The following is a 25573-nucleotide window of genomic DNA, read 5'->3' as shown; positions in this document are numbered from 1 at the left end:
TTTGTCCTAGGACAAAAGATGTTAACTTCGTAGGTGAACAACTTGAGAATGGTAGGAGACGGCTAGATGGATCATCTGAGTCAGATCCGCGGTGTAGCGCGGATCGCTATTACTGGCGCGGCGGCAGCTGTCGTTCTTGTGGGCAGCGAATTGCTCGGCGGCGGCACTCCTATGGACTCCACTGCTTTTAGCGACGAGCCGGGGAGCTGTAGTGACGCGATGTACTGCGTGGAAGGGGGCACCAACCCGTGGCTCCCGTACGGAACCAATCCGATGGTGCCGTGGGGTTCTAATCCGCAGATCCCTGGCGGCCCAGGCCACTACAGCTCGGGTTGGGACATGGCATCCTAATGAGCGCATTAGAGCAGAGATCAATACAACCCCGCCCGCAGCAGTTCGGACAAGTTCAGGGCTCCCGTGGTTGGGGGCGGTTGGTGTTGGAGTTTGTTGGGCGTCAGGAGTGGCTGGACCGGCCTAGTTATCGGCTGGAAAACGTTCTGAGCTTTGGTTACAACGCTTTTGGTGGTGCCCGTAACCGGGTAACCAACGCTCTTCATGGGGTGTGGTTGGGTCATCCTGTGCATCCGCCGCTGGCATCGCTGGCTTCCGGTGTGCTGGCCGCAACGATGGCTTTAGATGCCCTGGCGGTCGGTGAAGCGGTCACTGGTCGGCGCACCCCGGGTGCGCACCGGCTGGCCACCTACACGTTGGGGGTGGGGATCGCCGCGAACGTCGGGGCGGCCGCGACAGGGATCACCGATTGGCAACACACCCATGAGCAGGATCGGCGTATCGGTCTGGTGCATGGGCTGCTGAACATGACAGCTACTGCACTGTACGGGTTCTCATGGCAATCGCGCCGGCGCGGTCACCGTCTGCGTGGCATCGCATTGAGCACGATCGGATACACCATCTCGCTGGGCAGCGGTTACCTCGGCGGGCATCTGGTCTTTGCTTCTGGGATCGGCACCGACATGTCAGGCCCCCAGCCGCCGGCTCGGACCTGGACGCCCGTGCTGCCCGAGCACATGCTGCCCGACGGAGCACTACGTCATGTTGAAGCCGACGGGTTCGGGATCGTGCTGGGCCGCGACGACCAATCGGTCATCGCAGTCGGCCAATACTGCCCGCACCTGGCCGCCCCCATGGCCGACGGATGGATAGATCGCGGCAGAATCGTATGCCCTTGGCACGGATCACAATTCGACACCAGCACCGGATGTGTGGTGCGTGGACCAGCATCGACGCCGCTGCCCTGCTACCAAACGCGGATCAACAATGGATACATCGAAGTATGCACACAAACAACCCCACAGGCAGATTCCACTGAATCTGCGGCACTCGAGAACGCATCCGAACCGACTTGCGATCGCCCCGGCCCCGCAGGGGCTGTGTCTCAACGCACCGGGTCGGAAAAAAAAATTAGTGAACAGCACCAACCAGCGATCTCGCCTCCGTCTCACAACAGAAGCGACCAAACCCACGAAAGGCAAACCCCGTGAACGCCTACGACGTGCTGCGCGAACACCACAGCCTGCTACGCCAATTAGGCCTCAGCATGCGCCACGCACCCGTCGGCTCGCCACAGCGTCAACGCTGCACCGAGGAGCTCCTGCGCGAGTTCGACATACACATGCGCATCGAGGACGACATCTACTACCCAGCCATGGCCGCAGCCAGCACCCTGATCGCCATCGCACACGCCGAACACCGACAAATCTACGACCAACTCGCCGTCGCACTACGCACCCACCCCAAATCCCCTCACTATCAAGCCGAATGGGACAGCTTCCTACAGGTCCTCGAAGCTCACGCCGATGAAGAAGAACGCGACCTAATCCCCCCGCCAGCACCGGTCAACCTCACCACCACCGAACTCGACGACCTCGGTCAAAAAATGAGCACCCGTATGCACAAACTCCGCACCTCACCCCTACACAAACTCCGCGTCAAAACCCGAACAAACACCCTGCGAACATTCTAAAAACGCGGGAAGAAATGGCAGCCACCGTGAAGACACATCCATTCAGTCGGATTGCTTTAGCCACTGTTTCGGCTGTAGTGGCCCTTGCCGCAGCACCGCCCGCTCAGGCTGAACCATCTTCGCCAGCCGATGCCCAGACAGTTCTGGATCAGCTCAAAGCACAGGATTATCATGTCATTGTCACTAAGAGCGGCAACGGTGACCTTAGAGAATGCACGGTAAAGTCTGTCAAGCAGCTATCGGCAGTGAGAGACGTGGACGCTGCTCGTGATGTCCGGAACAGACCCACCACGAAGCCGACGATAGGGCGTAAGACCGCTTACGTAACGCTGACATGTTGAATCAGCCCGAAAATGTTTCCCCCGTTCCTCAACCTCGGCGAGAAATAGCAGACCGTGACGACATTTACGTTTTAGTAAATTCTTTCTATACGCGCGCTTTGAGTGACGAAGCTTTATTCCCTTATTTTTTAGAACTGCGATTCGGCGAGCTCGAACGATATATTCCAAAAATGTGCGACTTTTGGGATACAGCACTGTTCGGCACCCAAGAGTATCGGCAAGACCCTCTGTACGCACACCTGCACTTGCACGCACTATACCCACTGAAGTCTGAACACTTCGAGCATTGGATCGGCTTGTGGATAGCGACTATCGACAGTAAATTTACTGGAGCTGTGGCGCATCACGCCAAAAAGGTAGCTACGCAAATAGCGTGCACGATGCACAAAAGAATCATCGGCACACAATCGCCCATATTGGAAGACTTGCTGCAATCATTCCACGCTATGCGCGATCACTGAAACGCTAACAGGTGGGGCTGGCGTCCTAATCGCAATTCCGTATCTGCACCGTTCTGGTCAGGTGGCGTACCGGTAGGTCCCTGCGCCCGGATGGCTCAGTCTTCCCGATGTAATGCCGCTCGGGGGCACTCATGGATAGCCTGTTCAACGGCGGCTATCTGCTCAGTGGGCACGGGGCACGCGGTGACCACCGCATATTCGTCTGCATCTATGCGAAATACTGCTGGAGCGATGTTCACGCAGAAGGCATTGCCTTCACAGCGATCACGGTCGACTACGACGCGCATGAATGACTTCCCTTCAGATTCGACGCGAACCATTAGGTTCGGATAATCCATTGTCGAGCGTGCTGACAGACCCATCCGGCGGGGACTTGACCGTGCCCCGCGAACCGGTCTATCTCCGCGCCCAGATGCAGCGGCAAGACGGTTTCGGCGGTGGGATAGATAATCGCTTCCTCCTTAGAGTTGTGCCGATGCAGTTGATCCAGCAGCTGCAAGCAGATGTTTCTCAGTGCGGCAGGGCTTTTGCCGCGGTCAAGCAGGTCGACTAGGGCGTCCATCGTGTGCCATAGCTGTCCGTGCTCTCGCATCATGACGAAGATCGGCATCACAGCTCCACCAGCTCGAAGTGGAGGAAACACGAAGACCTCTTCGATGTAAATATGCCGACGCAATATCTCCAGCGCTTCCACCAACATCGCGTGCTGGACACATCCCGAATCGAGGCCATCGATGAAATCCCCTATCCGCCTGTCGATTTCGTGGTGTTCCCGAGCCATCTCGCTAGAAAATTCCCAGTCAATCACGCAGTCGCCTCAGCTGCCGAGACCGCGCACAGTGCCGCGGACTCTCGGAGATCCTCTGCACTTGAGCTACCGCCCGACATTGGCTGCCACGAGCTTGCCTTGCTGCGCAATATCGCCCTCCTCGACACGAGATTTATACAAAATGAATTGTCTAAACTGTAGTCCGTCGGGCCCTAATTGGCTAGAAAAATGCGCTGCCAGCTCTGCGGGAACTCCAAGACCACGCCGATCGATCGGCCCCTCCGGCAATCGGAGGGCGCGGTGTCCATGACGTATCCGCGTCACTGCTGCAGGTCTTGATGTTGTGAGCTTGGTTACCACTATCTGGAAGTCATGTAGGTAGAGATGCCGTGAACGTGCTGACGTGGGCATACCTAGGCTCATGTCCGCCGACGGCGACATTCACCAGTTCGGTCGGTGAGGGCTCAGTACCCTGCGCCGTGCAGCAGCAGAGCGGTTCCGGACACCGCCAGCGCGATCACTTTGACTACTTCTAGGACCACGTAAGCGTAATGGCCGCGCGAACGCGCCCTATTGACGCCGGCCAGAACTTGATTCGAACGCCTGCTCAGAATCGGACGTACCACCACCATCTGCACCGAGAGTGCCGCGAATACGGCCACATATGCCACTATGGCGTTGGGGGGCAACGTATCACGTACACGGAACACAGCGCAGGCGATGCCGATGGCAAGAACAATCTCGACGAGGTTGAGCGCTCGAAAGACAAGTCTTCCGATCTCCAGGCCGATCTGCGGTGTCACGTTCGGTGCTCGGAACTTTAGCGGCGTCTCCAGAAACGAAATAGCCAGCACCATCCCTAACCACAGGAAAGTTGCGGCGGTGGCAAGGGCGCTCACTGAGAGTGTCCTTGCTTGGCCAGGTGGGCCAAGCACAGACCCGGCTCGACAAATGCGTCCAATTTGTCGACCGTGATTGATGCTCCCTGGCCTTCCAAAATCCCCTGCATCAGCCCTAGATGAATAGGACAGACGATGTCGCGTCGGGCCTCGGCCAGCTCCAGAAAGGGGCAGTGACGCAAGCCAATTTGATGCTGCGCACCTGATCCGCGGCGTTCTGGGGCAAAGCCAAACTCATCGAGCATGTCGACCAACAGACTGATCGATGCGTTGATGCTTCCTTTCCTGCCGGCCCGCGCACCGGTTTTAAGCTGCAGTCCCCACGAGTAACCCGCAGCTTGCGCCTTGACGCTGGGCTGGCGCCCGGAAGCAACAGTTACCGCCAAGATTTCGGCCAATAGCTGGTAATGCCGCCGCCCACCGCGGTCCATCTGGGGTATAGCACGGAACATCAACGGGGGGCGTCCCGGCCCTCTACGGTCAGGCTCGATATGCTCTACGGTGCCGTCGCTGACCAGTCTTTCCAAATGAAAACGAACCGTATTCGGATGTACATCAAGAACTTCAGCGATCGCCACAATGCTCATCGGGCCCGGCGCCGCCCTCAGCACCCTCAGTACATCACGGCGGCGACCGCTAGTTGCTTCACCGGCATTCGTGCCCGCACTCATAGCTGCCTCAAATCCTGTCGACGTTGGGTGACAGCCGGGCGGACATCAAGATGTCGCGAGTTAGCTTCGTGAATCCAGTCCACTGAGCATTCCTCCGTACGACATGCAACCTGCGACGTGGGCACAAGATCGGCCGATGCGTACGTCACAGCGCAGAGTTTACCCGAATTATGTTGTAGAAACGAGGTTACGTAGATGCTTGGCGATGGCCCTGGTGCCTGTAGGTGTGCACGTGACCGGGGCTGGCGAAACCAGCAGAGGGGTTGTCCCGGGCGCCGTCAACGATGGGACCGCTGTGTTGCGCATTCGATCAAACGCCAGCCCATCGCCTGACCGTGTTGGTCTATACACCTCTACATGATGCGCTGGCCACGGAAGGTTGGTTACCGCTCCAGCAGCGCGTGGGTCGACCGCATTTGAGTTCTTTAGGGTAAGTGGTTCAACACCACTGGCGTTTCGCCTACCAGTTTACTTCGATAGGCGGTCGGCATCCAGGCGTAGGTGTCGTGAAACTCTTTGAGTGGCTACGCATTCAGAATGAATCACCTTATGGCGCTGTCGGGCGAGGGCTTTCAGATCGTAGCGCCGCACGCTATGCTCTATTTATACAATGATCGTTGTTTAAACAACGAAAGGGAGGTGATCAGTCATGTCAGGTGCAGAACTTGATGTGCGGCCGTTGCCCAAGCCTGAGAAGCATCCGGCGATCTTCCGTGTCTATGCCGATCTGCCTGTAGGTGGGGCGTTTGTCCTTGTCAACAATCACGATCCCAAGCATCTGCGCGAGGAGTTTGACGTTGATTTCGCGGGTGGTTATGGATGGGAGTATGTCGAGAAAGGCCCGGCGGCCTGGCGTATCAGGATTCGTAAGCTGGCCGAGACGCCGCCGCCTCGAGTTCTAACGAATATCACGGATATCGTGGGCACCCCAGTCGATTCCGACGCTGCGGGAGTGTCTTGGAAACTGGAAGTCCGTGAACGTGATCTGGACTCCAACGTGATCACCTTGGCTCCAAATAGTGGGATCGATTCGCATACGGGTGCTGATGTTGACGTATTGATCTACGTACTGTGGGGTACTGGTCAGCTCACCACAGAAGTAGGCGCGATCGAGCTTTACCCGGGTTTCTTGCTGTGGCTGCCTCGACGCTCTCGGCGAGGATTTTCCGCTGGCCCAGACGGGCTGCGCTACCTCACCGTTCATCAGAAGAGAGAAATCCTTGCACTGACCCCCACCGTCAGGACAACTTGATGCGGCGCAAGACGTCAATGGAATCGGGCCGGCTTAACGCAGGATGGGGTGATGAGAATTGTGTCTAGACAGGCAGGTGTGTAGTTGGGCTTATAGTGTGCAGTCCTTGATCAACACGCCTGCAACGCAGTGGATCTGAACCTAGAGGGTGCTTCGAGGGGATTTGGTTGCCTGCTGAAGGAAGGGGGTGAGTATGTCCACGGGTAGTGGAAACACAACTGTTGAATTTTGGTCTGCGCCTAACTCTAAGAGGGTTTGCAGATAACGTAACTGGAGCGATGCAGGGTTTTTGGAGAGAGTCTCGGCCGCTTGGCGCAGCTCGTCGGAAGCTTGTAGTTCACCGCGGGCGTTGATGACTTTGGCGCGGCGCTCGCGCTCAGCTTCTGCTTCTCGAGCCATGGCGCGTTGCATGGATTCGGGGATTTCGACGTCTTTGATTTCCACGACCTGGACTTCGATGCCCCATGGCTTGGTTTGAGATTCGATGGTGGCGCGCAGGTCGCTGTTGAGGTCTTCCCGGTGGGCCAGCAAGGTGTCCAGGTCGGCACGTCCCAGCAGAGAGCGCAGCGAGGTTTGGGCAATCTGCGAGGTCGCTACCGCGTAGTTTTCGACAGCCAGGATCGCTTTGAGCGGATCTACCACCTGGAACATCACCACCGCGTTCACCCGTGCGGGCACATTGTCGCGGGTGATCACTTCCTGTGGAGGGATGGTCAATGTCACCAGACGTTGATCGACCCGGATCATCTTGTCTACCAATGGAGTTAAGAACCGCAGCCCCGGCCGATATAGAGGGCGGGCGTGCCCCATCCGAAACACCACGCCGCGCTCGTATTCACGCACCACCGACAGCGAGATCAGTGCTAGCGCCAGTAGCGCAATGAGCGCCGCGACCAGCGCAATCAGAGCGGCATTCATGATGTCCTGTCCTGTCCTGCCGGTCGGGTGCCCCATCGGGTCTTGTAGCGGTCCTGTGCGATCGCTGTGCGGTCTTGCGTAGCGGTGCGGGGCTGAAGATGACCCGGAGCGTTGGACGGGCTGTTCCACAAATGGCGGACCAAGGGAAGTGTGGTAACCACTACAATCGCGACGGCGCAACTTAACACAAGAATATCGGCGACAGAATGTAATCGGATAAGCATCACTACGGGTAGAACGGCTCCTAGTGCTGCCACGCAGCACGCAATACCACGATGGAAGCGACCGGCCTCCGAATGCGGCCACGGGTCAATTTCGCGGCTGACCTCGCGACCGTGCTCTGAGGTGGTGCAGGTCGATTTGACCGGACAGCTGTTACACACACTGGGTTTGGCTCGATAACGAGTGACCCGATGTTGAGGATCGAAGGAACTGGGCCACAACCAATGATCCTGCGGGCACACCCACGCGTCGTGGTCGGCGTGGTAGCGAAATTGACCGGTGCGCCATTGCGCGGCGCGCTCCGAAACGCGCCGCGCCGTCACGTCGAGAGACCAGGCGGCAGCCACCAATGCAAGGGCGTACGCGGCAACCAGCCATGCTGCAGTCGTAGCGCCCGTCACCGCTGCCCCTGCTGCACTGGGGGCCGGTCGACTTCGAGGTAGAGCGGATGTTCGAGCAGCTCGTCGGCTGCCGGTGCGCGACGGATATTGCGTATCGCAATCCAGGCGACCCAGACGAACGGCAGCACACCGCCGAGGATGAAGATCAGGTCACCGGGCAGACGTAGCCATTCGATCAGTGCATTGCCCGGCTGGGTGATGTAACCCAGTGAACGCGCTTCGAAATAGCCGGAACTGACTGAGTGATACAGCTGCAAAACTCCGAGAGGCAGCAGTGTGGCAAAAACCATCCAGGCCAGGCCGATGTTCAAGCACCAGAACGAAAGTCGAGCCCACTTTTCGGGCCATTTCTCGGCGGGGATCACATAGCGGAAGGCGAACATCGCCAGCCCGACGGCGAGCATGCCGTACACACCCATCATGGAGGCGTGGGCATGATTGGCGGTCAGGGCGGTGCCGATCTCGTAGTAGGACACTATCGGCAGGTTGATCAAGAACCCGAAGATGCCGGCGCCCAGGAAGTTCCAGAATCCGACCGCGACGAGGAACATCACTGCCCAGCGGTGAGGGAATGGGGTGGCGTGGCTTTGTTGCCGCGAGCCGAGCTGAAGGAAAGCCCATGCTTCGACGGTCAGGAAGGTCAATGGGATCACTTCGGCTGCCGAGAAGAACGCGCCTAGTGCCATGTGCTCGACGGGCGTTCCAGAGAAATACAGGTGGTGCATCGTGCCGATCACGCCGCCCGAAGAGTACAAGATGATATCGAGGAAAATCACGCCGAGCGCGATGCGTTCGCGCACCACACCGAGTAGTACGAAGATGTAGGCGACCATCACGGTGGTGAACAGCTCCAGGAAGTCCTCGACCCATAGGTGTACCACCCAGAACCGCCAGAAATCGGCGACCGAGAAATGAGTGTCTTGGCCAGCTAGCAGACCTACCGCGTAGAAGGCGGGGATCGCCAGCCCGGTAAAGAAGAACATCCACGGCAGATTCATTTTCGAATCGTTTTTGAGACGCGATCGGATACCCCGCCAGATGATCACGATCCAGAAAAAGAGGCCAATGGTCAGTAGGATTTGCCAGAACCGCGGAAGGTCAAGAAATGACCACTGCTGGGAAAAAAGGCCGCCCTCGGGGATCACCCCGTAGATCGAGAGTGCCTCGGAGATCAGGGAACCGCCGACCACCAGCACCAGTGCGCTGAGCAGGCCGTAGACCAGCCAGCTCTGCCGGCGTGGTTCGCGGCGACTGATGAAGGGCAACAAGAAGATTCCGCCTGCCAGGAACGCCGCCGCCGTCCAAAACAGTGAAAGCTGCACGTGCCAGGTACGAGCAAGGTTGTAGGGCAGCACCTTCGCCAAGTCGAGCCCATAAAACGCCGATAGGTCGGCACGATAGTGTTCAGCGGCGCCCCCCATCAGTGTCTGCGCCAAAAACAGCACCGAAACAATCCCGAAAATCCAGGTCACGGCGCGTTGCGATGCGGTCAGGCCGACCTCGCCGGGCTGACGGAACGATAAAGTAGATGCCTCAGCGCTTTGCCACCCGATCTTCTGGCTCCAGCGCCCGTATACGGCGAACATGATCCCGGTACCGCCCAGCAACAGGATCAGCGACAACACCGACCACACCACGATCGGAGCAGTTGGGCCGTTGTCCACCCGCGGCTCGCCCGGCCAATTGTTGGTGTAGCTGTAGCTGTGCCCAGGCCGCTCTGCGGCCGCAGCCCACGCCGTCCACGCGAAAAACGCTGTGAGGTCATGGATATCGGCCTTGCTGGTGATCATATGCGGAAGTAGCCCGTACTTGGTCGAATCCTGACCAAAGTAATCCGCGTAATACCCCTGGATATGATCAAACGCGACGGCCTGCTTGTCAGTGAAGACCAACGTCTTGGTCTCAGGGTTATAGCGGTTGGCACGAAATTCGGTCACCACTTTTTGCTTCGGGTCGGCTACCCCTTGTGCTCGCCACTGCGCGGTGGCGTCCTCCGCGGATCGACGCAGATACTCCGCGGTGTAGTCCGGGCCGAGCCAGGCGCCGTGTCCGAGCACCGAGCCGTACTCCATCAGCCCGCGCGCCTGATAAATCTCCTGGCCGTGGGTAATCTGCGTATCGGTGAACATCACCTTTCCTGACTCGTCGACCACGCTGGCCGGCAACGGCATTGATGCGGTGTAGGTGCGATACACAAGAATGCCCATCACGAAAAATCCAAAGATCATCACCAAAGCCACGCCCTGGGCCCAGCCCCTGCCGATCAACGGCGCGCGGGCTGAGCGCGTTGTGAGTTCTGATGCTGCTGATCCGATTGCCATGTGCCAGTGTGCTCCTCGGGCTTGGTGAGAGCGCGGATGGGTAGTGGGCCAAATTATCCAATCAATGTTGTAAAAACTCAACCATGACGCTGCTCACATCTGGCCCGGCCGATAATTGGCGTATGTTCACATGCCCTTCCTCTAGCCCTTTGAGCGATGAGAGGGTTTACTGGAAGAGTGCGGTCCGTTGTGTACCAGGCAACAGTTGTGGCCTGCGATGTGTTGGGTCGCGGACCGCTGTGCGCGCCCGTGCATACAGCGGGACAGTCTGTTTGGCTATCCGAGGAGGCGCGGCGATGAGCGTTCGGGGAGTAGACGCGTCAGGTGAGCCGCGGCACACAGCGTTAGATGCGCGACAAGCATGGGAGCTACTGGCCATGGAAGGCTTCGGTCGCATGGCATGCAGTCAAGATGCGTTGCCGTCGATCCGGGTGGTCAATCACATCGTCGATGACGGTCTAATCGTCGTCCATACCCGGCTACCTTCGTTTGAGGGTACGCAAAGTCATCTCAGGCGCCCGACTTCCGTCGTGGTCGCCTACGAAACTGACCACATCAGCTCCGAGCACCGATGTGGTTGGAGTGTAGTGGTGACCGGCTTGGCGAGCCCGGTAACCGATCCGGCACTGATCGCCCGGTACGAGGAACGGATGGGGCCCTGGATCAATGCGCCGAAATGCTCTTTCATTTCAATAGCCGCCGAGATCGTCACGGGCACTCGCATACATCCTCCGGGCGAACGCTGAACATCTCCGAATAAGTACGGGCACATTGACTCCGCGACGACGGCATCGTGATTGCACAGGAAGTAGGCACTCGGCGTTCGCAGGCTGAGCGACAAGAATGGCGTGCACACTATGCCCCGAGTGCCGCTATGGCTCCAGGTGCAGGTCGCTCTAGTGGTCCCTCCTGGAGCCGTCACGGTCGGAGGAATCCTCGGTATGAGGTTCGCGGCAAAGAACGGCCAGACAGGCCATACGGCATCTGCGACTACCCCCCGAGGTCTACTTCGTCGCCGCGCCGACAGTAGCCCCTGCTCGCCGCTGACGCCGGAGGTTCAACGAGTTTGGCAGATCAGCGTCGAGTGCTGGGATCGCCTATGACGCCCGTGAGCATTGGCGCGTGACGTGTCCGGGCGTTACCTCACGATGTAGCCAAATGCGACGAGGTAGTACACCTCCAGTTTTTGTCCTATGACAATGAATGTTAGGCTGCCCCCGGCTCTGCATCGTGAGACCACAGGCCAGATTTGGATATTCGGATGCTTTCGGCACGGCAGCGCTTCGGTTCAAGACCTCGAAGCTTGCGAGGAGCTCGAGTTGAACCATGAATTTTGCGGGAAGCGGGCAGCAGTGAACAGACGGCCGGTCAGGCGTGCGTTGGTGCAACTAGCGCGCCATCGCCAGAATTCGGGTAGCTGTGGCTCGTGCCAGTCTATGGCGCGGTTCGTAGGCCCCACTCGGAACGCCGCGCCTACAGGAAGTGGGTGGTGAACGTTATGGCGTTGCACTGTATTACGAAAGTCGGAGTCATCGTCGCCGCACTGATGGCTACTTCGTGCGCTCCGATACCCGGAACTCCCACGCGCGCAACGGTACCTACTAATATTGCGGGGCTCCCAACCATCTTTCATTCGCCTTGCGAAGGCATTCCGGAGGCTGTATTGCGTGAGCAGAATCTCCATCCAAGTCCGGTTGTCACTTTCACGCAATTCACGCGCCAGGGTAAGGAAAGTAGAACCTGCACCTACCGGCCAGTTGACCGCCGTTACCGTGTGACAGTCATTGCCTCAAACGACCCCCTGGGCAAGGACCTCGACTTCCGGCCCCGTCAAGGTTTAGAGCCTCTGACACTAGGTGGTCGACGTGCGATCCGATTCACGCACACCGCACTCCTGGGCTCCAGTGCCTGTGAGATCAATCTGGCGGCCATCACGGGAATCTTCGGAGTACAGGTCAGCGCACCGGGCACTGACTACGACCCATTTCCTGATTGCCCTACAGCTGTTTTGCATTACGCTGGAGCCTTCCTTCCGTACCTTCCCTTCTGAACTCGAACCCCATCGACGCGTACGTCGGTGCTGCGCCGAATGTAAGTGGGACGCCAGGTTAGGGCGGGTGATTGGGTTATCCGCGTTCTTTGGTTTGCCATAGAAGATGCTGAAACCATGCTTCGGGCATCGGCTTCCAATATCTCGTTGAAAGCCGTTGGCGAGCAACCTGATCGATGCTCTTTTGGCCGATTCCGCCGCGACTGGCCGCCTGAAGTTCGGCGAGTGGAGAGGGTGACCGAGATCATTATTTGTCCTATGACAATAGATGTTAGGGTTCCTTCGAGTACGAGGACCCGGTCAGTGCAGACGTGGTGGACGAATGAAACTCCTGATATGTTTCGCCGCTTACGTTCTCGGGCTCATGCTCGCAGGAGGTTTTATCTTTGAATGATTTCGACATGACGGTGCTTCCGCAGGAAGCCCCAAAGCCGTGAAGGAGCGTGCGTTGCGCCATGAACGATTTTGGTTTTGACACTGCTGTCTTGAAAAGTCTTGCAGCTCTGACTGTCGTAGGCGCCCTGGGCACTGCGTCACCATATGCATTCGCCGACCCGCCCGACGACGGCCCTTCGTCAACACAAATGTCGGGTTCTACCCCCAGTCCGCCTCCGGACAACGGAACCATCGCTTCTGCTGAGCCCGGCATATTGCACGCTCCTGACGACTGGATCTTGTCAGTCAGCGCCAAAGACGAGGTGCTGTTACCAGTGGCGCCGCTTACCACGGCTCTGTCCTCGCGCGAGTACCTGGCAAGCGGAACCTTCATGGGGACAATTCAGGGCTCAAGTCGGACAAAGCCAACTGAGGGCGAATTGGAAGCTGGATACCAAATTGGTTGCGGCATAACCGCTGATGTCGTCGATCTGAGATTCGGTGGCGGCCTCACGCCCACGCTTAGCCCGGCCGGAGTACCCAGTCTAGGGGGTAGCGCATTTGCGCAAATCCGTCCCACGCTCAAGCCGGGCACCGTGAACATTATCCCCATCACTAAGAAACAGTTCAAAGGAGGCTACGCCCGTGTGACGATCACCGGGCTTCGCATCAAGATCGACAGTTGTATGGGCCAGTCCTTCATACGCTCCTACGCGATCTTTTCCGGCTCCACCGACGACACGCAGGACATGGTCACGTATGTGGGTGTGACTAAAGCTGTTTGATTTGCCGTCAATTTTCTTTCGAGAGGTGCCAGCATCATGCTCAGAACGTTTGTGTCCCTGGCTCTCGCCGGTGCTCTAGCAGCGGCTGCGCCACCGGCATCAGCGGATCCCGAACCACCACTGCCCAATGTGTCCACCGCGGAGGATCCCGGCCCGGCGCTGGATAACGGCATAGTTGCGTCTGAACCACCTTCCACTACAACCACTCCCGATGATTGGGTTCTGACCATTTCCGCCAAGGACGAAACTCAACTTCCCATCCCGCCCCTAACCACTTCACTGTCGTCCCGCGAGTACCTGACCGGCGGCACATTCACCGGCAGCATCCAAGGCAGTGGCAGAACCACGCTAAATGGCGGGACAGTGGAGGTTGGTTACCAAATCGGTTGTGGTATAGAGCTAAACGCCGTGCGTCTCACTGCGAATATCGGTATCAACTCGTCCATCGGCCAAAACGGCATCGGCAACATGAGTGCACCCATCCAGGGCAACATCGAGGTCAGGCCCAGGCCCGGGGAGGTTATTAACGTAAGCGTCACCAAGAAAAAATTCAAAGGTATGTCGCCTCGGATAACGCTCAAGGGCATACATATCAAGATCGATGGATGCGTCGGCGAATCCTTTCTCCGCTCGTATGCGGTTCTTACCAGTTCCACCGCAACGACCGAAGACCTTGTGGCCTATTACGGAATAACCAAGGCTGTGTGAATCACGCCCACCGTCGACTTGCATTGTCTTACTGACTCGATGTTCGAGATCTGACCGATGGACTTGAACACACACCACGCAGGGGGTGGCGTGGCTCAGTACCGTCCTGCGCGAAGGTGCACGCACCCGCACAACCCCATCGCCCTGAATTATCAAGTGGGCGAATGTAGTTATCCCAGGTTTGGTCACAGTTGGGTCCGTGGGGACTAACTGTGTAGTCGATCTGGATCGCATCAGCTTGTTCGATATCGATCGCGGCCAGAAGCAGCCGCGCAATGCCATTCGCCTCACGGATACCGCCGAGGCGCCTACTATCTTCCGTTAAGCCCACCACACTGGTCCTGCGGTTTTTAGAATGTTCGCAGGGTGTTTGTTCGGGTTTTGACGCGGAGTTTGTGTAGGGGTGAGGTGCGGAGTTTGTGCATACGGGTGCTCATTTTTTGACCGAGGTCGTCGAGTTCGGTGGTGGTGAGGTTGACCGGTGCTGGCGGGGGGATTAGGTCGCGTTCTTCTTCATCGGCGTGAGCTTCGAGGACCTGTAGGAAGCTGTCCCATTCGGCTTGATAGTGAGGGGATTTGGGGTGGGTGCGTAGTGCGACGGCGAGTTGGTCGTAGATTTGTCGGTGTTCGGCGTGTGCGATGGCGATCAGGGTGCTGGCTGCGGCCATGGCTGGGTAGTAGATGTCGTCCTCGATGCGCATGTGTATGTCGAACTCGCGCAGGAGCTCCTCGGTGCAGCGTTGACGCTGTGGCGAGCCGACGGGTGCGTGGCGCATGCTGAGGCCTAATTGGCGTAGCAGGCTGTGGTGTTCGCGCAGCACGTCGTAGGCGTTCACGGGGTTTGCCTTTCGTGGGTTTGGTCGCTTCTGTTGTGAGACGGAGGCGAGATCGCTGGTTGGTGCTGTTCACTAATTTTTTTTTCCGACCCGGTGCGTTGAGACACAGCCCCTGCGGGGCCGGGGCGATCGCAAGTCGGTTCGGATGCGTTCTCGAGTGCCGCAGATTCAGTGGAATCTGCCTGTGGGGTTGTTTGTGTGCATACTTCGATGTATCCATTGTTGATCCGCGTTTGGTAGCAGGGCAGCGGCGTCGATGCTGGTCCACGCACCACACATCCGGTGCTGGTGTCGAATTGTGATCCGTGCCAAGGGCATACGATTCTGCCGCGATCTATCCATCCGTCGGCCATGGGGGCGGCCAGGTGCGGGCAGTATTGGCCGACTGCGATGACCGATTGGTCGTCGCGGCCCAGCACGATCCCGAACCCGTCGGCTTCAACATGACGTAGTGCTCCGTCGGGCAGCATGTGCTCGGGCAGCACGGGCGTCCAGGTCCGAGCCGGCGGCTGGGGGCCTGACATGTCGGTGCCGATCCCAGAAGCAAAGACCAGATGCCCGCCGAGGTAACCGCTGCCCAGCGAGATGGTGTATCCGATCGTGCTCAATGCGATGCCACGCAGACGGTGACCGCGCCGGCGCGATTGCCATGAGAACCCGTACAGTGCAGTAGCTGTCATGTTCAGCAGCCCATGCACCAGACCGATACGCCGATCCTGCTCATGGGTGTGTTGCCAATCGGTGATCCCTGTCGCGGCCGCCCCGACGTTCGCGGCGATCCCCACCCCCAACGTGTAGGTGGCCAGCCGGTGCGCACCCGGGGTGCGCCGACCAGTGACCGCTTCACCGACCGCCAGGGCATCTAAAGCCATCGTTGCGGCCAGCACACCGGAAGCCAGCGATGCCAGCGGCGGATGCACAGGATGACCCAACCACACCCCATGAAGAGCGTTGGTTACCCGGTTACGGGCACCACCAAAAGCGTTGTAACCAAAGCTCAGAACGTTTTCCAGCCGATAACTAGGCCGGTCCAGCCACTCCTGACGCCCAACAAACTCCAACACCAACCGCCCCCAACCACGGGCTCTGCGGGGGTGGGTACATTCTGCTTGGTCTACCACGTGGCGAGCCTTTCTAAGCGTTGATCGGGGCGGGATCGGTATCGGGGGCAGATGCCTGCAAGGCGGTGCACAACGCGGTTACGGTGTCCGAGCAGCCGCCGCAACCGGTTGTTGCCCTGGTCTTTTCGATGATCTGCGGCAGACTGCGTTGTCCTTGTATCCAGGCATCGGTGATCGCGCCTTTGGTGACGTTGTTGCAGCGGCAGATGACGGACTCGGCAGGCAGGTCTTCGGGGCGTGCAGGTGCTTGTGATTGAGCAGTACCAAGCAGCAGGCTCATTCGGTCAGCGGGGACAAGGCCCTGGCTGTCGAACAGTTGACTGAGCACCCCGGTGTTTGTGGGGCTGCCCAGGGCGATGGCGCCGATGAGGCGGTCGTCGCGGACCACGATTTTTTCGTACCGGCCACGCGCGGGGTCAGCCAACGTCAGCACTTCCAGATCAGGATCTAGTTCGGCGACGTCGATTTCGCCCATCGACAGCAGGTCGATGCCCTGTGCCTTCAGGCGCGTCACTTGCCGTGTTCCGGTGTAGCGGGCGCCGGGATCGGCGCCGGTGAGTTGCTTGGCCAGCACTTCGGCCATATGCCAGCCGGGCTGCACCAGACCGTAGACCTGACCCCGGTGCTGCACACATTCGCCGATAGCACGGATATCCGGGTCGGAGGTGATCAAGCTGTCATCGACGATGATGGCGTTGTCGACCGAGAGCCCGGCCTGTTCGGCCAGCGCGCATTGCGGGCGGATTCCCGCGGTCAGTACCACCACATCGGCGGGCATCTGCTGACCATCGTTGAGGATCACAGTATTGTTGGCGGTGTCGGGAATAATTTCGGTGACCCGGCGGCCCAGCACCATGTTCAGGCCCATATCTTGCAGCACCCGCGCCAGCACCGACCCGCCTGTGGGATCCATCTGACGTTCCATGGGGAAGTCTTTGGGATGCACCACGGTGACCTGGGCGCCGCGCAGCAGCGCAGCGCGTGCAGCTTCCAATCCGAGTAGGCCGGCGCCCAGCACCACCACGCGGCTGTCCGGGCGCAACCGCTCGGCGATATCGGCGCAGTCCTGCAATGTGCGAAACGGCACCACCCCTGCGGTCAGCACGCCATCGGCGTCGCGGGCACCGGGGATATTGGGGATATGAGGTCGGCTGCCGGTGGCGATGACCAACGTGTCGTAGTCACAAGCCGAACCATCTGAACACGACACGATGTGGTTGACGCGATCAATTCCGGTGACCCACACCCCGAGGTGGGTTTGCAGGCCCTCTTCATCGCACCAGCCCGGCGGCCGCAAATAGATTTCGCGGGCACTAAGCCGCCCGGCTAACACATTGGGCAGTTGAATCCTGTTGTAGGACGGGATGTGTTCTTTGCCGTAGACGATAGGACGCACCCGCTGCTGGCGGGGATCCAGGCGGTGCAGCTCTTCTTGAAGCCGTGCCCCGGCCAGACCGTATCCAACGATCACTACCTGCGATGCGGTCACGGGCACGCCCTTGGTGTCTGGACCGGATCGCTGCTTTCCCGGATGTTGTGGTGATCGGTGTGGTCATGGGTCGTTGAGTTGGGCGTTGGGGTGGGTTTGTCGAGCCGTATCGCGCATACCTTGAATTCGGGCATACCACTGTCGGGGTCCAGCACCGCGTTGGTGAGCCGATTGGCCGAGGCAAGGCCCGGAAAATGGAACGGCAAAAAGACGGTGTCGGGGCGCATCGTGGGATCGCAGCGCACGATGGCCGCTGTGCGGCCACGGCGGCTGACCACCTCCACCGGATCTCCATCGGAAAGCCCTGCCCGCGCGGCCACATCCGGATGCATCTGCGCGAACATCGGGCCAGCGGCTTGAGCTAACGCCGCAACACGACGAGTCTGGGCCCCCGACTGATACTGAGCCAACAGCCGCCCTGTGGTGGCCAGCAGCGGAAACTGGCTATCGGCGGGTTCGGCGGGCCCCCGGGGTTCCACTGGCACAAAACGTGCCCTGCCGTCGCTGGTGGCGAAACGGTCCAGGAACAGCCGCGGAGTGCCGAGGTGATCGGGGCCTGGGCAGGGCCAGTAGAGGGCCTGGCCATCGTCAAGGCGTTCGTAGGTGATGCCGCTGTAGTCGGCGGGCGCGCCGGCAGTGGCAGCGCGCAGCTCCTCAAACACCTGCGGCGCACTGGCCGGAAAACGGTCCGCCGGCTGTCCTAAACGCACCGCGAGGTCCTGCAGAATGTGCAGCTCGCTCCGCGGTCCTGGCGGCGCGGGCACCGACCGGCGCCGCCGCAGCACCCGCCCCTCGAGTGAGGTCAGGGTGCCTTCTTCTTCGGCCCATTGCAGCACCGGCAGCACCACATCGGCCAGCTGCGCGGTCTCCGAAAGCACAAAGTCATTGACCACCAACAGATCCAGCGATCGCAGCCCCTCGATGACACGGCTGGCATCAGGCGCCGACACCGCGATATTGGACCCGCACACCATCAACGCTCGGATCCCGCCCGGGCGGCCTAAGGCCGCGAACATTTCGCAGGCGCTCATGCCAGCACCAGGCAACTCGCCAGGATCGATGCCCCAGATTTTCCCAATGTGCGCCCGATCGCCGGGGTCAGTGATCTTGCGGTAGCCCGGCAGCTGGCCAGCTTTCTGGCCCAGCTCACGACCGCCCTGGCCGTTAGCCTGCCCGGTCACACATCCATAGCCGCTGCCCAGCCGGCCACACAGCCCCAACACCAATGCCAAGGCGATAACGGCACTGACAGTGTCGGTGCCGTCGCGGTGCTGCTCGGCGCCGCGCGCCGTCAGCACATAGGCTCCGGCACCGCGATCGCGTGCCGCACACAGGGTTTGCACCACCTGGTACATCTGCGAGACCGCCACCCCGGTGACCTGCTCAGCGCGTTCGGGCCACCACCGCGACGCGGCCGCCCAGAAATCATCGAAACCACTGGTGCGTGCGGCGATATAGGCGCGGTCGGCAAAACCTTCGGTGACCGCCAGATGAGTCAGCGCCAACGCCAACGGCAGATCGGTTCCCGGCGTGAGCGCAACATGAATTCCGTTGCCGCGCAGTGCACGTTCGGCGGTGGCACTCTGCCGCGGATCGACCACGATCAAGCCCCCCGACGAGGCGGCCGGTTCCAGATGCTGCATGAACGGCGGCATGGTCTCTGCCGGATTGCCGCCGAACACCAACACAGCGCCAGCATCATCCAGATCAGCCACCGGGAACGGAAGGCCCCGGTCCACACCGAACGAACGCAACCCCGCCTCAGCCGCTGCGGCCATACAGAACCGGCCGCTGTAGTCAATATTGGCCGTCCCCAACGCGACCCGCGCGAATTTACCTAACAGATAGGCTTTTTCGTTGGTCAACGCGCCCGCGCCAAAGACACCCACCGCGTCACGGCCACCCACAGCTTGCGCCCGCTGAAACCCTCGTGCTACGCGATAAAGCGCGTCATCCCAAGAAGTTTCCCGCAACTGCCCACCACGACGCACCAACGGCTGCAACAGCCGATCGGTGTGCGTAAGTAGTTCAGCCGATGACCACCCTTTCTGGCAAAGTCTTCCACGGTTGGTAGGAAACTCTACGGGGGTCACCGAGGTGCCGATAACCGACATCGCGCACTGCAAGCCGCAGTACGGACAATGCGTATGAGTGAGCAGCGACATTAAGTTAATCCATTCAATATCAACACTTTAGATATGACCCAAGATAACCAATGAACCTGTGAAGAACCTGGTGTGCCCGTAAAGAATTCACAAACACCAGGGTTCAGTTCGGTATGGGCAAATGCGAGTTTGAGACGGCGCAACACATCGATGTGTCACGCATGGGTATTGCCGTGCGGTTACGGTTTTAGATCCGAACCGATGGGTGCGGCGTCACTTCAGCGCCAAGGCTGCGGACTTGTTACGTTCATGCTGACCGCAAAGTTCTATGCTGCAATAGTTTTCGCGTTGACCTTACCGCCAGGCATCACGGATAACGACCCTCGCCCGGGGCCCCAAGAACCTGCCACGGTGGGATGGTGACCGGTACCGGGGGGATGATCGCAGGGTTCGGCCACGACTGCAACTGGGCATTGCCAGGCTTAGCGCACATGTGATTCATGATCGATGCCCGGCACTGCGTGGACGGGGCAGCCTCTGGTTGCCTGCCTGCCTGCGTTTGCCTGTCCGGCTGAATCTGACTCCCGCGGCAGGCTTGTTCAGGCTGGCAGCCCTGAGCAACGGCGGCCGGGGCCGCACCTACGACCAGAGCGCCGATCGTTGCCGCAACGCTGACCGCTGCTATCCCCGCTGGTGATCGCATCGCTGTCACCTCTTACTCGCCGGGATGTGCAAGAGGCCCGCCTCACCTCGGGGCGCCGCGACGCCCGCGGGCCCGTACAGGCGGGTCAACGCCTCAGTTTCGATCCCTCGCCGACGCCGCATGGCTATCACCGGGTGCCACAGCCGTGGGTGGCTACAGCGCCTGCAGACCGCTGGGGAGTCGGTCCCGTCGACCATCCAATGGCTGCAGGCGGTGCAGCGCACCACGTGGACGGCGCCCATCATGCCCAACATCCCGATATACAACGCGGCTGTGGTTGCGCAACCCACCACGAAACCAAGCGCCGCGGTGACGAACTCGTCCATGACCATATCTGTGGACCCTCCTCGCAGCCGCCAAAGGCTGACATTCACGCAATAATTGCGCTTACGCATACGATACTACGTCATCCCCGCTTGCGCGCAATAGTTGCGCATGCGCATGTTATGCAGGGATGATTGGGCGATGAGTTCAGAACAACGACACATGCACGCTGGGGCGGCCACACTCGGTGAATCGACATGTCAAGAACGCGCCCATGGCAGCCTGGCCCGGTGAGAGACCTGGGGCTGATGAAGCGTCTTGCCGCACCGAGCTCGCGCGCAGTGTCGGTGGCGTCCAACGCCCTCGTTTCTCACAGGTCCGGTTTCATCGTATTAACCGCCGGCCGGGCGACCTGCCCTGCCAGCAGCAATAAGTGAGCGCCGCGATGACTCGCCACATTGCCTGCCGAGCCGCGATGGCGGCGATTACTCTAACGTTGGCATCATGTTCGGCTGTTGCCGGAACCGCAACTCGGGCACCGGTTCCCACCAACGGGGCGGGTTTGGCGCGGGTCTTTGTGCGGCCCTGCGAGCAGATCCCGCATCTGGTTCTGCGCCAGCAGCTGCTGGATCCGAGTCCGGCCGTCGTGTCCAAGCACACCACGCGTAGCGGTACAGAAACCCGCACCTGCACCTACCGGTCCACGGACCACAGCCAGCACATCACGATTATCGCCTCCAACAGCCTGTTGAATCAGGGTCAAGCCAGACTGCTGGGCGCCGACCGCCACGCTCTGACCATCGGTGGTCGACGTGCTGTGAGTTTTGTGCTGCCCAACTCAGTGCAGACCCACGCCTGCGAGGTCGATCTCGCCGCAACCACCGGTATCTACGGTGTGCAACTAAGCACTGCGGACACCGATTACACCCCTCATCGCGGCTGCCTGGCTGCCGCAGAGCACTATGCTCAGGCATTCGCGCCTTATTTTCCGTGGTAGGAGCCAGTCATTGCGGCGGGTGTCTAATGGGCTAATGACCAAAGCCATCGTCGTGGGCACTGGTCTGACAGGACTGTGTGCTGCTATCCGCCTCGCCGAAGCTGGATGCGAAGTTGTCGTGCTGGAGGGGCGCGACGGGATTGGTGGTCGTTCGCTCGGCACCGCAGGTGGCATCACTGTTGTTGGGATGAGAGTCGGGCGATCTCGCCGTGGGCGGCGGCCAGTGCGTCATCACGTGCTTTGAGTTCAGCCTTGAGCTTGGTCAGTTGAGTTTGTTGGGTGGTGAGCTGTCGGCGTAGCGCGGCCACGATGCTGTTGTGCGCCTCCGGCGGCCGGACCGCTGGTGTGGGGGCTAAGACGCTTAGGGGTGTGTGGGCGCGGATGCGTTCGAGAAGATCGGGGTGAGCATAGATGGTCTTGCGGGTCACCGCGGCGGTGCGGGCCACGGCGTTGACGTTGATCGCCTCGCCGCGTTTACGTAGGTCGCGGATAGCTTTTTCGATGCGGCGACGGACCTCGGCGGAGCGTTGTTGAGCGTGTCGGCGCAGCCCGTCGGCGCCACGGCTGCGGTCAGTCATCGCTGCGCCGGCGGGTGTCGGCATGGCTGATGGTGGTCTCGTGGGCGCCGCGGGTAAGGATGGGCAGTTGTGGTCGCCGTCCGGCGGTAGCTGCACCCGCGACCGCGATACCGCCAGATTGATTGTCTGCCAGGGCGTCTCCCTGGTCGTTTAGGCGGGCGATGATTGCTTGTATGGAGGCGATTTCCCGCAGACGTTCACTGACCCAAATGTTTTCATCGGTTAGCTCGCGTCCGGTGCGTTCGGCGAACGGTCGGCGGCGCTGCGCTAGCAGTTCTTCCGTTGAGGTGAGCTGGTTGCGAAGGTCATCAAGATGGGTGCGGTCGGTGGCGAAATGCCCGCACGATAGGCACGCGTTGCCCTTGTCGCACGATTTGAGCGGCGGCAGTAGACACACCCCGTTGGGCAGCACGCGGTCGGTGCGTTTGCCGAGTTGGGTCATTTCGTAGATGTCCGATGGGCTGATCGCTATGTCGGCGCCATGAGCGCCGATTTTCTTGTGTTTGAGGAATTCTGCTTCCGATGTGGCGGCCAGCGTTGCGGCGTAGCGGGCGGTCATTTCAGGGCTCTTGTGTCCCAGGTAGCGTTGCACGACATGGAAGGGGACACCGTCGTTGAGTAGCTCGGTGGCACGTGTATGGCGCAGCCGGTGGGTTTGGGAGAACCGCAGCGGGTTGCCTTGCGCATCGATGAGACTGTGAATGGTGTCCAGTTTCTTCAAGGAGTTCAGGTACGAGGTGTATGGGCGGGCACGCTATCCTTGATGCTGGTGCACCATCCCTACAAACAGGTATTTGGATTTGATGCCAGGGTGACGGCGCGAGAGCCAGCGTTGTTGTTCGCGGATGACATCGACGATCTGCTGTTCGACCAAAATCGTGGGATCTACCCCGGCGACCTTGGTCTGCTGATAGCGCAGCCTGGCCACGAATATGCCGCTGTCAGCACCAGCTGCGGGTGTGACACCCGGAATCGCTTCTAGCGGATCGTGATCGAGCATCAAGATCTCCGAAGCGCGGCGACCGGTCATGGCTTGCAGCAGCCAAGTCCGCGCGGCCCGCGGATCCCCCAAACCTGTCATCACCGAGATCGCTCCATCGGGGTGGGTGAGCACGACCCGTTCCTCGGTATCGGCTGCCAGGACATCAAGATACGACAACATGCGCTGCAGATCGGCGGTGCTGTACCACGTTAATTCGCGGGACCGACGTGTCTTGCGCGGCAGGTAGGCCGGTGCCCACAACCGGGTATGGCCGATCCCGATGTCTTTCCAGCGCTTGTCGCCGGTGGCGGCGGCGGCCTCGGCATCGTGCATGAAGGTGTAGAATGCTTACACCTGGTATTGAATCTCAGCGACGAGGTAGGCACTCAGCGTGCCGGGTTTGGTGGCGGCTTCGGGGCTGCGCAGGTAAGCCAGAAAGTCCTGAAACACTGATCTGAGTTCGTCGGGGTCGGTGGTGATCAGTGGATCGTTCACATAATTGTTGGTGTGGCGGAACCGTCCCAGGTGCCGGCCGAGGGTTTGACACCGCGCCACGGCGGTGGTCCAGGTGAACAGCTGATGAGTGATGGCGGTGCGCATCCAGAAACGCAGTCCCTCGCGCAACCACAAAGGTTGTATGCCAACTAGTTTGAGCACACGTTCGTGATGAGGTTCATGCTCGCGCTGCGGAATCCGCGGATCGATCCGTAAATCCCACACGTCATGACTCCACCACGGCGCCGGTGTGCAGCGCGCCGCCAACAACGTATGCAGATGCTCCGCGGTCCATTGCAGGTTACGGCGGTAGCTGGGCGTGGGCAGGCGGCGGCGGCGCTGCTCGAACTGTCGTGTGGCGTGCCGGATGATGTCCGGGACGCTGATATCGAGCAAAGTTGTGGGCGCTCGGCCGTGGCGGCGCCGGTATTCGGCGGTGGCCTCCGGCAGCGCTTGGGTGAACCAGGCGATCTTGGCTGGATCGATGCGGCGCAGCCCTTCGCGCCAGCACGTGTACACCCACCAAGCCAGCTCGTCGCAGAACCGCGGTGGCCCGGGCAGGCTAGAGTCATAACCGTCGCAGGCCGATGTGGCTTTGGTGTAGTAACGGTTCTGCACGAACACGTCGCTAAAGGGTTCCGTGTCGATCCGATACACCGGTTTGCGCCATGCGGCAGGCACTTTGGCCCATTGCTGCTCCCACGGGGAACTGCCGGTGCTTTCGGGGCGGGGGTATTCGGTGGGCGGGTTAGTGGGTGTCATCGTGCAGGCCTTTCCAACCGGCGGCATAGTTTTTCCACTGCGCAGCTGTGCGCATCTGAATGTCCTCGGTCACCCATCCGTATGTAGACAGCCTTGTTTGGATGTCCAGATGCCCGAGCCTGCGCATCACTACATGCACGGGCACCCCCGAGGCCAGCAGCGCCGTGGCGTGGGTATGACGCAGCCAATGCGGTGACCATCCTTGGGGAAGAAGACCTTTGGTGGCGGTATTTAGTGAGCGCACCTTCGTGTACACGGTCTCGGGGCGCAGCGCGGCAAATGGGATTCCGCCGGCGCGGTTTACGAATACGAAATGGGTGGCCAGGCCAGGCACCGACAGGTCCGCGCCGGCATCAACCAATTGCCACACATACGCCAAATACAGGGCCTCCAGGTCGTCGCCGACATAGATGCGTCGACGCTGCCCCTTGACCCGGACGCCATGGGGATGGTCTTGGCGTGCGGCTACATCGATCCAGGGGGTGCCTCCGGCTCCGATGTGAAAATCGTTATGCCGCAGTGATAGTGCTTCACCCAATCGCATCCCGGTCTCGGCCAGGGTGGCGAACAGCAGCCGGTCCCGCAGGCCCGCATGGGTTCCCGACCATTGTCCGTCGGCGCCTTGAGCTGCGCACGTGTCCAGGATCAGCTGGACCTGCGCAGGCAGCAAGATCGGTGTGCGGCCGGCAGTTGCGCCGCGTACTCGGTAGATGGGTCGATCCTGGCGGCGCCCCCGTGCGACACCGGCCAGCATTGGGGCATAACGGGACCTGCCGCGTTTGCTCAGGGAGCCGTAGAGCTTTTGGTACGGCACGTCGAGGTGGTGGGCGTGCGCGTGATAGCGGTAGAACGCCAGCACGGCAGCGCCTCTCTGCTGCACGGTGGCCGGTGCCAGCCAGTTGTCCGTCGGCCCTACTCGCGAGGTGCCAGGAAGATCTCCGGTTCGCAGGTAGGTGAGGAAACTGCCGAACAACGATGTCGGGATCTGTGTCCAGTCGGTGTCGGTGTGCTCCAACAGGGTCCACCATGCCGCAAGTCCGGCGGCATAAGCACGGTCCGGGTAGCCGTCTGCGAAGATGTTTGC

General features: G+C 60.1%; 24 protein-coding genes and 2 pseudogenes. 11 read left to right on the top strand and 15 right to left on the bottom strand.

What is annotated here, in order from left to right; genetic code table 11:
• Window positions 1-66 precede the first annotated feature (66 nt).
• The 4 genes from RHO23_RS21385 (at window position 67) to RHO23_RS21370 (ending at window position 2786) form a co-directional block, all read left to right on the top strand.
• Window positions 67-351 carry a hypothetical protein gene (locus RHO23_RS21385; RefSeq protein WP_131822636.1) on the top strand — a complete coding sequence of 95 codons (285 nt, stop codon included), beginning with the start codon at window positions 67-69 and terminating at the stop codon, window positions 349-351.
• Window positions 352-578: 227 nt separating this feature from the next.
• A complete protein-coding gene (locus RHO23_RS21380; RefSeq protein WP_082822336.1) occupies window positions 579-1502 on the top strand; it encodes a Rieske 2Fe-2S domain-containing protein in 924 nt (307 codons plus the stop codon).
• The gene (locus RHO23_RS21375; protein ID WP_423488300.1) at window positions 1499-1984 is read left to right on the top strand and encodes a hemerythrin domain-containing protein; all 486 of its coding nucleotides are present in this window, start codon (window positions 1499-1501) and stop codon (window positions 1982-1984) included. Before RHO23_RS21380 ends, RHO23_RS21375 begins: the two co-directional genes overlap by 4 nt.
• A gap of 439 nt (window positions 1985-2423) precedes the next feature.
• Entirely contained in the window at window positions 2424-2786 is a 363-nt protein-coding gene (locus tag RHO23_RS21370) for a group III truncated hemoglobin (RefSeq protein WP_131822681.1), read from the top strand.
• A 95-nt stretch (window positions 2787-2881) separates the two neighbouring features.
• On the opposite strand, the gene RHO23_RS21365 is transcribed toward RHO23_RS21370, so the two are convergent.
• From RHO23_RS21365 to RHO23_RS21350, 4 genes are all read right to left on the bottom strand, one after another.
• Complete coding sequence (locus tag RHO23_RS21365; RefSeq protein ID WP_074329334.1) at window positions 2882-3073, bottom strand: ferredoxin; 192 nt, start codon at window positions 3071-3073, stop codon at window positions 2882-2884.
• A 32-nt stretch (window positions 3074-3105) separates the two neighbouring features.
• A complete protein-coding gene (locus tag RHO23_RS21360; protein ID WP_064410089.1) occupies window positions 3106-3567 on the bottom strand; it encodes a hemerythrin domain-containing protein in 462 nt (153 codons plus the stop codon).
• A gap of 452 nt (window positions 3568-4019) precedes the next feature.
• Window positions 4020-4412, bottom strand: coding sequence for a hypothetical protein (locus tag RHO23_RS21355; protein ID WP_064407487.1), 393 nt, complete (start codon window positions 4410-4412; stop codon window positions 4020-4022).
• Window positions 4413-4450: 38 nt separating this feature from the next.
• A complete protein-coding gene (locus RHO23_RS21350; protein ID WP_064407486.1) occupies window positions 4451-5125 on the bottom strand; it encodes a helix-turn-helix transcriptional regulator in 675 nt (224 codons plus the stop codon).
• Between the two features lie 649 nt (window positions 5126-5774).
• On the opposite strand from RHO23_RS21350, the gene RHO23_RS21345 reads away from it, so the two are divergent.
• Window positions 5775-6377, top strand: coding sequence for a DUF2249 domain-containing protein (locus RHO23_RS21345; protein ID WP_423488301.1), 603 nt, complete (start codon window positions 5775-5777; stop codon window positions 6375-6377).
• Between the two features lie 141 nt (window positions 6378-6518).
• On the opposite strand, the gene RHO23_RS21340 is transcribed toward RHO23_RS21345, so the two are convergent.
• From RHO23_RS21340 to RHO23_RS21330, 3 genes are read right to left on the bottom strand one after another with little or no spacing between them, the layout of a single operon-like run.
• Window positions 6519-7295 (bottom strand): slipin family protein, encoded by a 777-nt coding sequence (locus RHO23_RS21340; protein ID WP_064410088.1) that lies wholly within the window; start codon window positions 7293-7295, stop codon window positions 6519-6521.
• On the bottom strand, window positions 7292-7918 hold the full coding sequence (locus RHO23_RS21335; RefSeq protein ID WP_081346357.1) for a hypothetical protein: 627 nt from the start codon (window positions 7916-7918) through the stop codon (window positions 7292-7294). Before RHO23_RS21335 ends, RHO23_RS21340 begins: the two co-directional genes overlap by 4 nt.
• Window positions 7915-10239: a nitric-oxide reductase large subunit gene (locus RHO23_RS21330; RefSeq protein WP_064407484.1), complete on the bottom strand. Its 2325-nt coding sequence runs from the start codon at window positions 10237-10239 to the stop codon at window positions 7915-7917. Before RHO23_RS21330 ends, RHO23_RS21335 begins: the two co-directional genes overlap by 4 nt.
• An 83-nt stretch (window positions 10240-10322) precedes the next feature.
• Here RHO23_RS21330 and RHO23_RS21325 point away from each other — a divergent pair, with 83 nt between their 5' ends.
• The 4 genes from RHO23_RS21325 (at window position 10323) to RHO23_RS21310 (ending at window position 14157) form a co-directional block, all read left to right on the top strand.
• Window positions 10323-10985, top strand: a complete 663-nt coding sequence (locus RHO23_RS21325) for a pyridoxamine 5'-phosphate oxidase family protein (protein ID WP_081346356.1) — start codon at window positions 10323-10325, stop codon at window positions 10983-10985.
• Window positions 10986-11737: 752 nt separating this feature from the next.
• Window positions 11738-12289: a DUF3558 family protein gene (locus RHO23_RS21320; RefSeq protein ID WP_423489274.1), complete on the top strand. Its 552-nt coding sequence runs from the start codon at window positions 11738-11740 to the stop codon at window positions 12287-12289.
• Between the two features lie 455 nt (window positions 12290-12744).
• Window positions 12745-13449 carry an MspA family porin gene (locus tag RHO23_RS21315; RefSeq protein ID WP_064407482.1) on the top strand — a complete coding sequence of 235 codons (705 nt, stop codon included), beginning with the start codon at window positions 12745-12747 and terminating at the stop codon, window positions 13447-13449.
• 36 nt (window positions 13450-13485) lie between these two features.
• Window positions 13486-14157 carry an MspA family porin gene (locus tag RHO23_RS21310; RefSeq protein ID WP_064407481.1) on the top strand — a complete coding sequence of 224 codons (672 nt, stop codon included), beginning with the start codon at window positions 13486-13488 and terminating at the stop codon, window positions 14155-14157.
• Between the two features lie 350 nt (window positions 14158-14507).
• On the opposite strand, the gene RHO23_RS21305 is transcribed toward RHO23_RS21310, so the two are convergent.
• From RHO23_RS21305 to RHO23_RS21285, 5 genes are all read right to left on the bottom strand, one after another.
• On the bottom strand, window positions 14508-14993 hold the full coding sequence (locus RHO23_RS21305; RefSeq protein WP_423488300.1) for a hemerythrin domain-containing protein: 486 nt from the start codon (window positions 14991-14993) through the stop codon (window positions 14508-14510).
• Complete coding sequence (locus tag RHO23_RS21300) at window positions 14990-15913, bottom strand: Rieske 2Fe-2S domain-containing protein (protein ID WP_082822336.1); 924 nt, start codon at window positions 15911-15913, stop codon at window positions 14990-14992. Before RHO23_RS21300 ends, RHO23_RS21305 begins: the two co-directional genes overlap by 4 nt.
• Before the next feature lie 214 nt (window positions 15914-16127).
• Window positions 16128-17603 carry an FAD-dependent oxidoreductase gene (locus tag RHO23_RS21295; protein WP_227457806.1) on the bottom strand — a complete coding sequence of 492 codons (1476 nt, stop codon included), beginning with the start codon at window positions 17601-17603 and terminating at the stop codon, window positions 16128-16130.
• The gene (locus RHO23_RS21290) at window positions 17600-19768 is read right to left on the bottom strand and encodes a molybdopterin oxidoreductase family protein (RefSeq protein WP_082822335.1); all 2169 of its coding nucleotides are present in this window, start codon (window positions 19766-19768) and stop codon (window positions 17600-17602) included. The genes RHO23_RS21295 and RHO23_RS21290 overlap by 4 nt, the downstream gene beginning before the upstream one ends.
• Window positions 19769-20416: 648 nt before the next feature.
• Window positions 20417-20743, bottom strand: a complete 327-nt coding sequence (locus tag RHO23_RS21285) for a hypothetical protein (protein ID WP_064407476.1) — start codon at window positions 20741-20743, stop codon at window positions 20417-20419.
• Window positions 20744-21108: 365 nt separating this feature from the next.
• On the opposite strand from RHO23_RS21285, the gene RHO23_RS21280 reads away from it, so the two are divergent.
• Both RHO23_RS21280 and RHO23_RS21275 read left to right on the top strand, forming a co-directional pair.
• The gene (locus RHO23_RS21280) at window positions 21109-21672 is read left to right on the top strand and encodes a DUF3558 family protein (RefSeq protein ID WP_227457805.1); all 564 of its coding nucleotides are present in this window, start codon (window positions 21109-21111) and stop codon (window positions 21670-21672) included.
• On the top strand, window positions 21638-21916 hold the full coding sequence (locus RHO23_RS21275; protein WP_338154543.1) for an FAD-dependent oxidoreductase: 279 nt from the start codon (window positions 21638-21640) through the stop codon (window positions 21914-21916). The genes RHO23_RS21280 and RHO23_RS21275 overlap by 35 nt, the downstream gene beginning before the upstream one ends.
• Here RHO23_RS21275 and RHO23_RS21270 read toward each other — a convergent pair.
• The 3 genes and pseudogenes from RHO23_RS21270 to RHO23_RS21260 all read right to left on the bottom strand — a co-directional run.
• Entirely contained in the window at window positions 21846-22250 is a 405-nt protein-coding gene (locus tag RHO23_RS21270) for a DUF6262 family protein (RefSeq protein WP_064410087.1), read from the bottom strand. The two genes, RHO23_RS21275 and RHO23_RS21270, sit on opposite strands and share 71 nt — an antisense overlap.
• Window positions 22243-24489, bottom strand: a pseudogene (locus RHO23_RS21265) (tyrosine-type recombinase/integrase). The gene RHO23_RS21270 and the pseudogene RHO23_RS21265 overlap by 8 nt, the downstream one beginning before the upstream one ends.
• Window positions 24476-25543: pseudogene (locus RHO23_RS21260) on the bottom strand (tyrosine-type recombinase/integrase); the annotation flags it as partial. The pseudogenes RHO23_RS21265 and RHO23_RS21260, both read right to left, overlap by 14 nt.
• Window positions 25544-25573: the final 30 nt, after the last annotated feature.

It is taken from the genome of Mycobacteroides sp. PCS013, assembly GCF_049532645.1.
GTDB lineage: Bacteria > Actinomycetota > Actinomycetes > Mycobacteriales > Mycobacteriaceae > Mycobacterium > Mycobacterium gwanakae.
The sequence above is the reverse complement of the archived record's forward strand: the minus strand, read 5'-3'. Positions and strand labels throughout refer to the sequence as shown.

Coding starts and splice junctions, on each gene's coding strand:
- RHO23_RS21385 (WP_131822636.1), top strand. CDS start 67: ATGGATCATCTGAGTCAGATCCGCGGTGTAGCGCGGATCGCTATTACT.
- RHO23_RS21365 (WP_074329334.1), bottom strand. CDS start 3,073: ATGCGCGTCGTAGTCGACCGTGATCGCTGTGAAGGCAATGCCTTCTGC.
- RHO23_RS21360 (WP_064410089.1), bottom strand. CDS start 3,567: ATGGCTCGGGAACACCACGAAATCGACAGGCGGATAGGGGATTTCATC.
- RHO23_RS21355 (WP_064407487.1), bottom strand. CDS start 4,412: ATGGTGCTGGCTATTTCGTTTCTGGAGACGCCGCTAAAGTTCCGAGCA.
- RHO23_RS21350 (WP_064407486.1), bottom strand. CDS start 5,125: ATGAGTGCGGGCACGAATGCCGGTGAAGCAACTAGCGGTCGCCGCCGT.
- RHO23_RS21345 (WP_423488301.1), top strand. CDS start 5,775: ATGTCAGGTGCAGAACTTGATGTGCGGCCGTTGCCCAAGCCTGAGAAG.
- RHO23_RS21340 (WP_064410088.1), bottom strand. CDS start 7,295: ATGAATGCCGCTCTGATTGCGCTGGTCGCGGCGCTCATTGCGCTACTG.
- RHO23_RS21330 (WP_064407484.1), bottom strand. CDS start 10,239: ATGGCAATCGGATCAGCAGCATCAGAACTCACAACGCGCTCAGCCCGC.
- RHO23_RS21325 (WP_081346356.1), top strand. CDS start 10,323: ATGACGCTGCTCACATCTGGCCCGGCCGATAATTGGCGTATGTTCACA.
- RHO23_RS21320 (WP_423489274.1), top strand. CDS start 11,738: ATGGCGTTGCACTGTATTACGAAAGTCGGAGTCATCGTCGCCGCACTG.
- RHO23_RS21315 (WP_064407482.1), top strand. CDS start 12,745: ATGAACGATTTTGGTTTTGACACTGCTGTCTTGAAAAGTCTTGCAGCT.
- RHO23_RS21310 (WP_064407481.1), top strand. CDS start 13,486: ATGCTCAGAACGTTTGTGTCCCTGGCTCTCGCCGGTGCTCTAGCAGCG.
- RHO23_RS21290 (WP_082822335.1), bottom strand. CDS start 19,768: ATGTCGCTGCTCACTCATACGCATTGTCCGTACTGCGGCTTGCAGTGC.
- RHO23_RS21285 (WP_064407476.1), bottom strand. CDS start 20,743: ATGGTCATGGACGAGTTCGTCACCGCGGCGCTTGGTTTCGTGGTGGGT.
- RHO23_RS21275 (WP_338154543.1), top strand. CDS start 21,638: ATGCTCAGGCATTCGCGCCTTATTTTCCGTGGTAGGAGCCAGTCATTG.
- RHO23_RS21270 (WP_064410087.1), bottom strand. CDS start 22,250: ATGACTGACCGCAGCCGTGGCGCCGACGGGCTGCGCCGACACGCTCAA.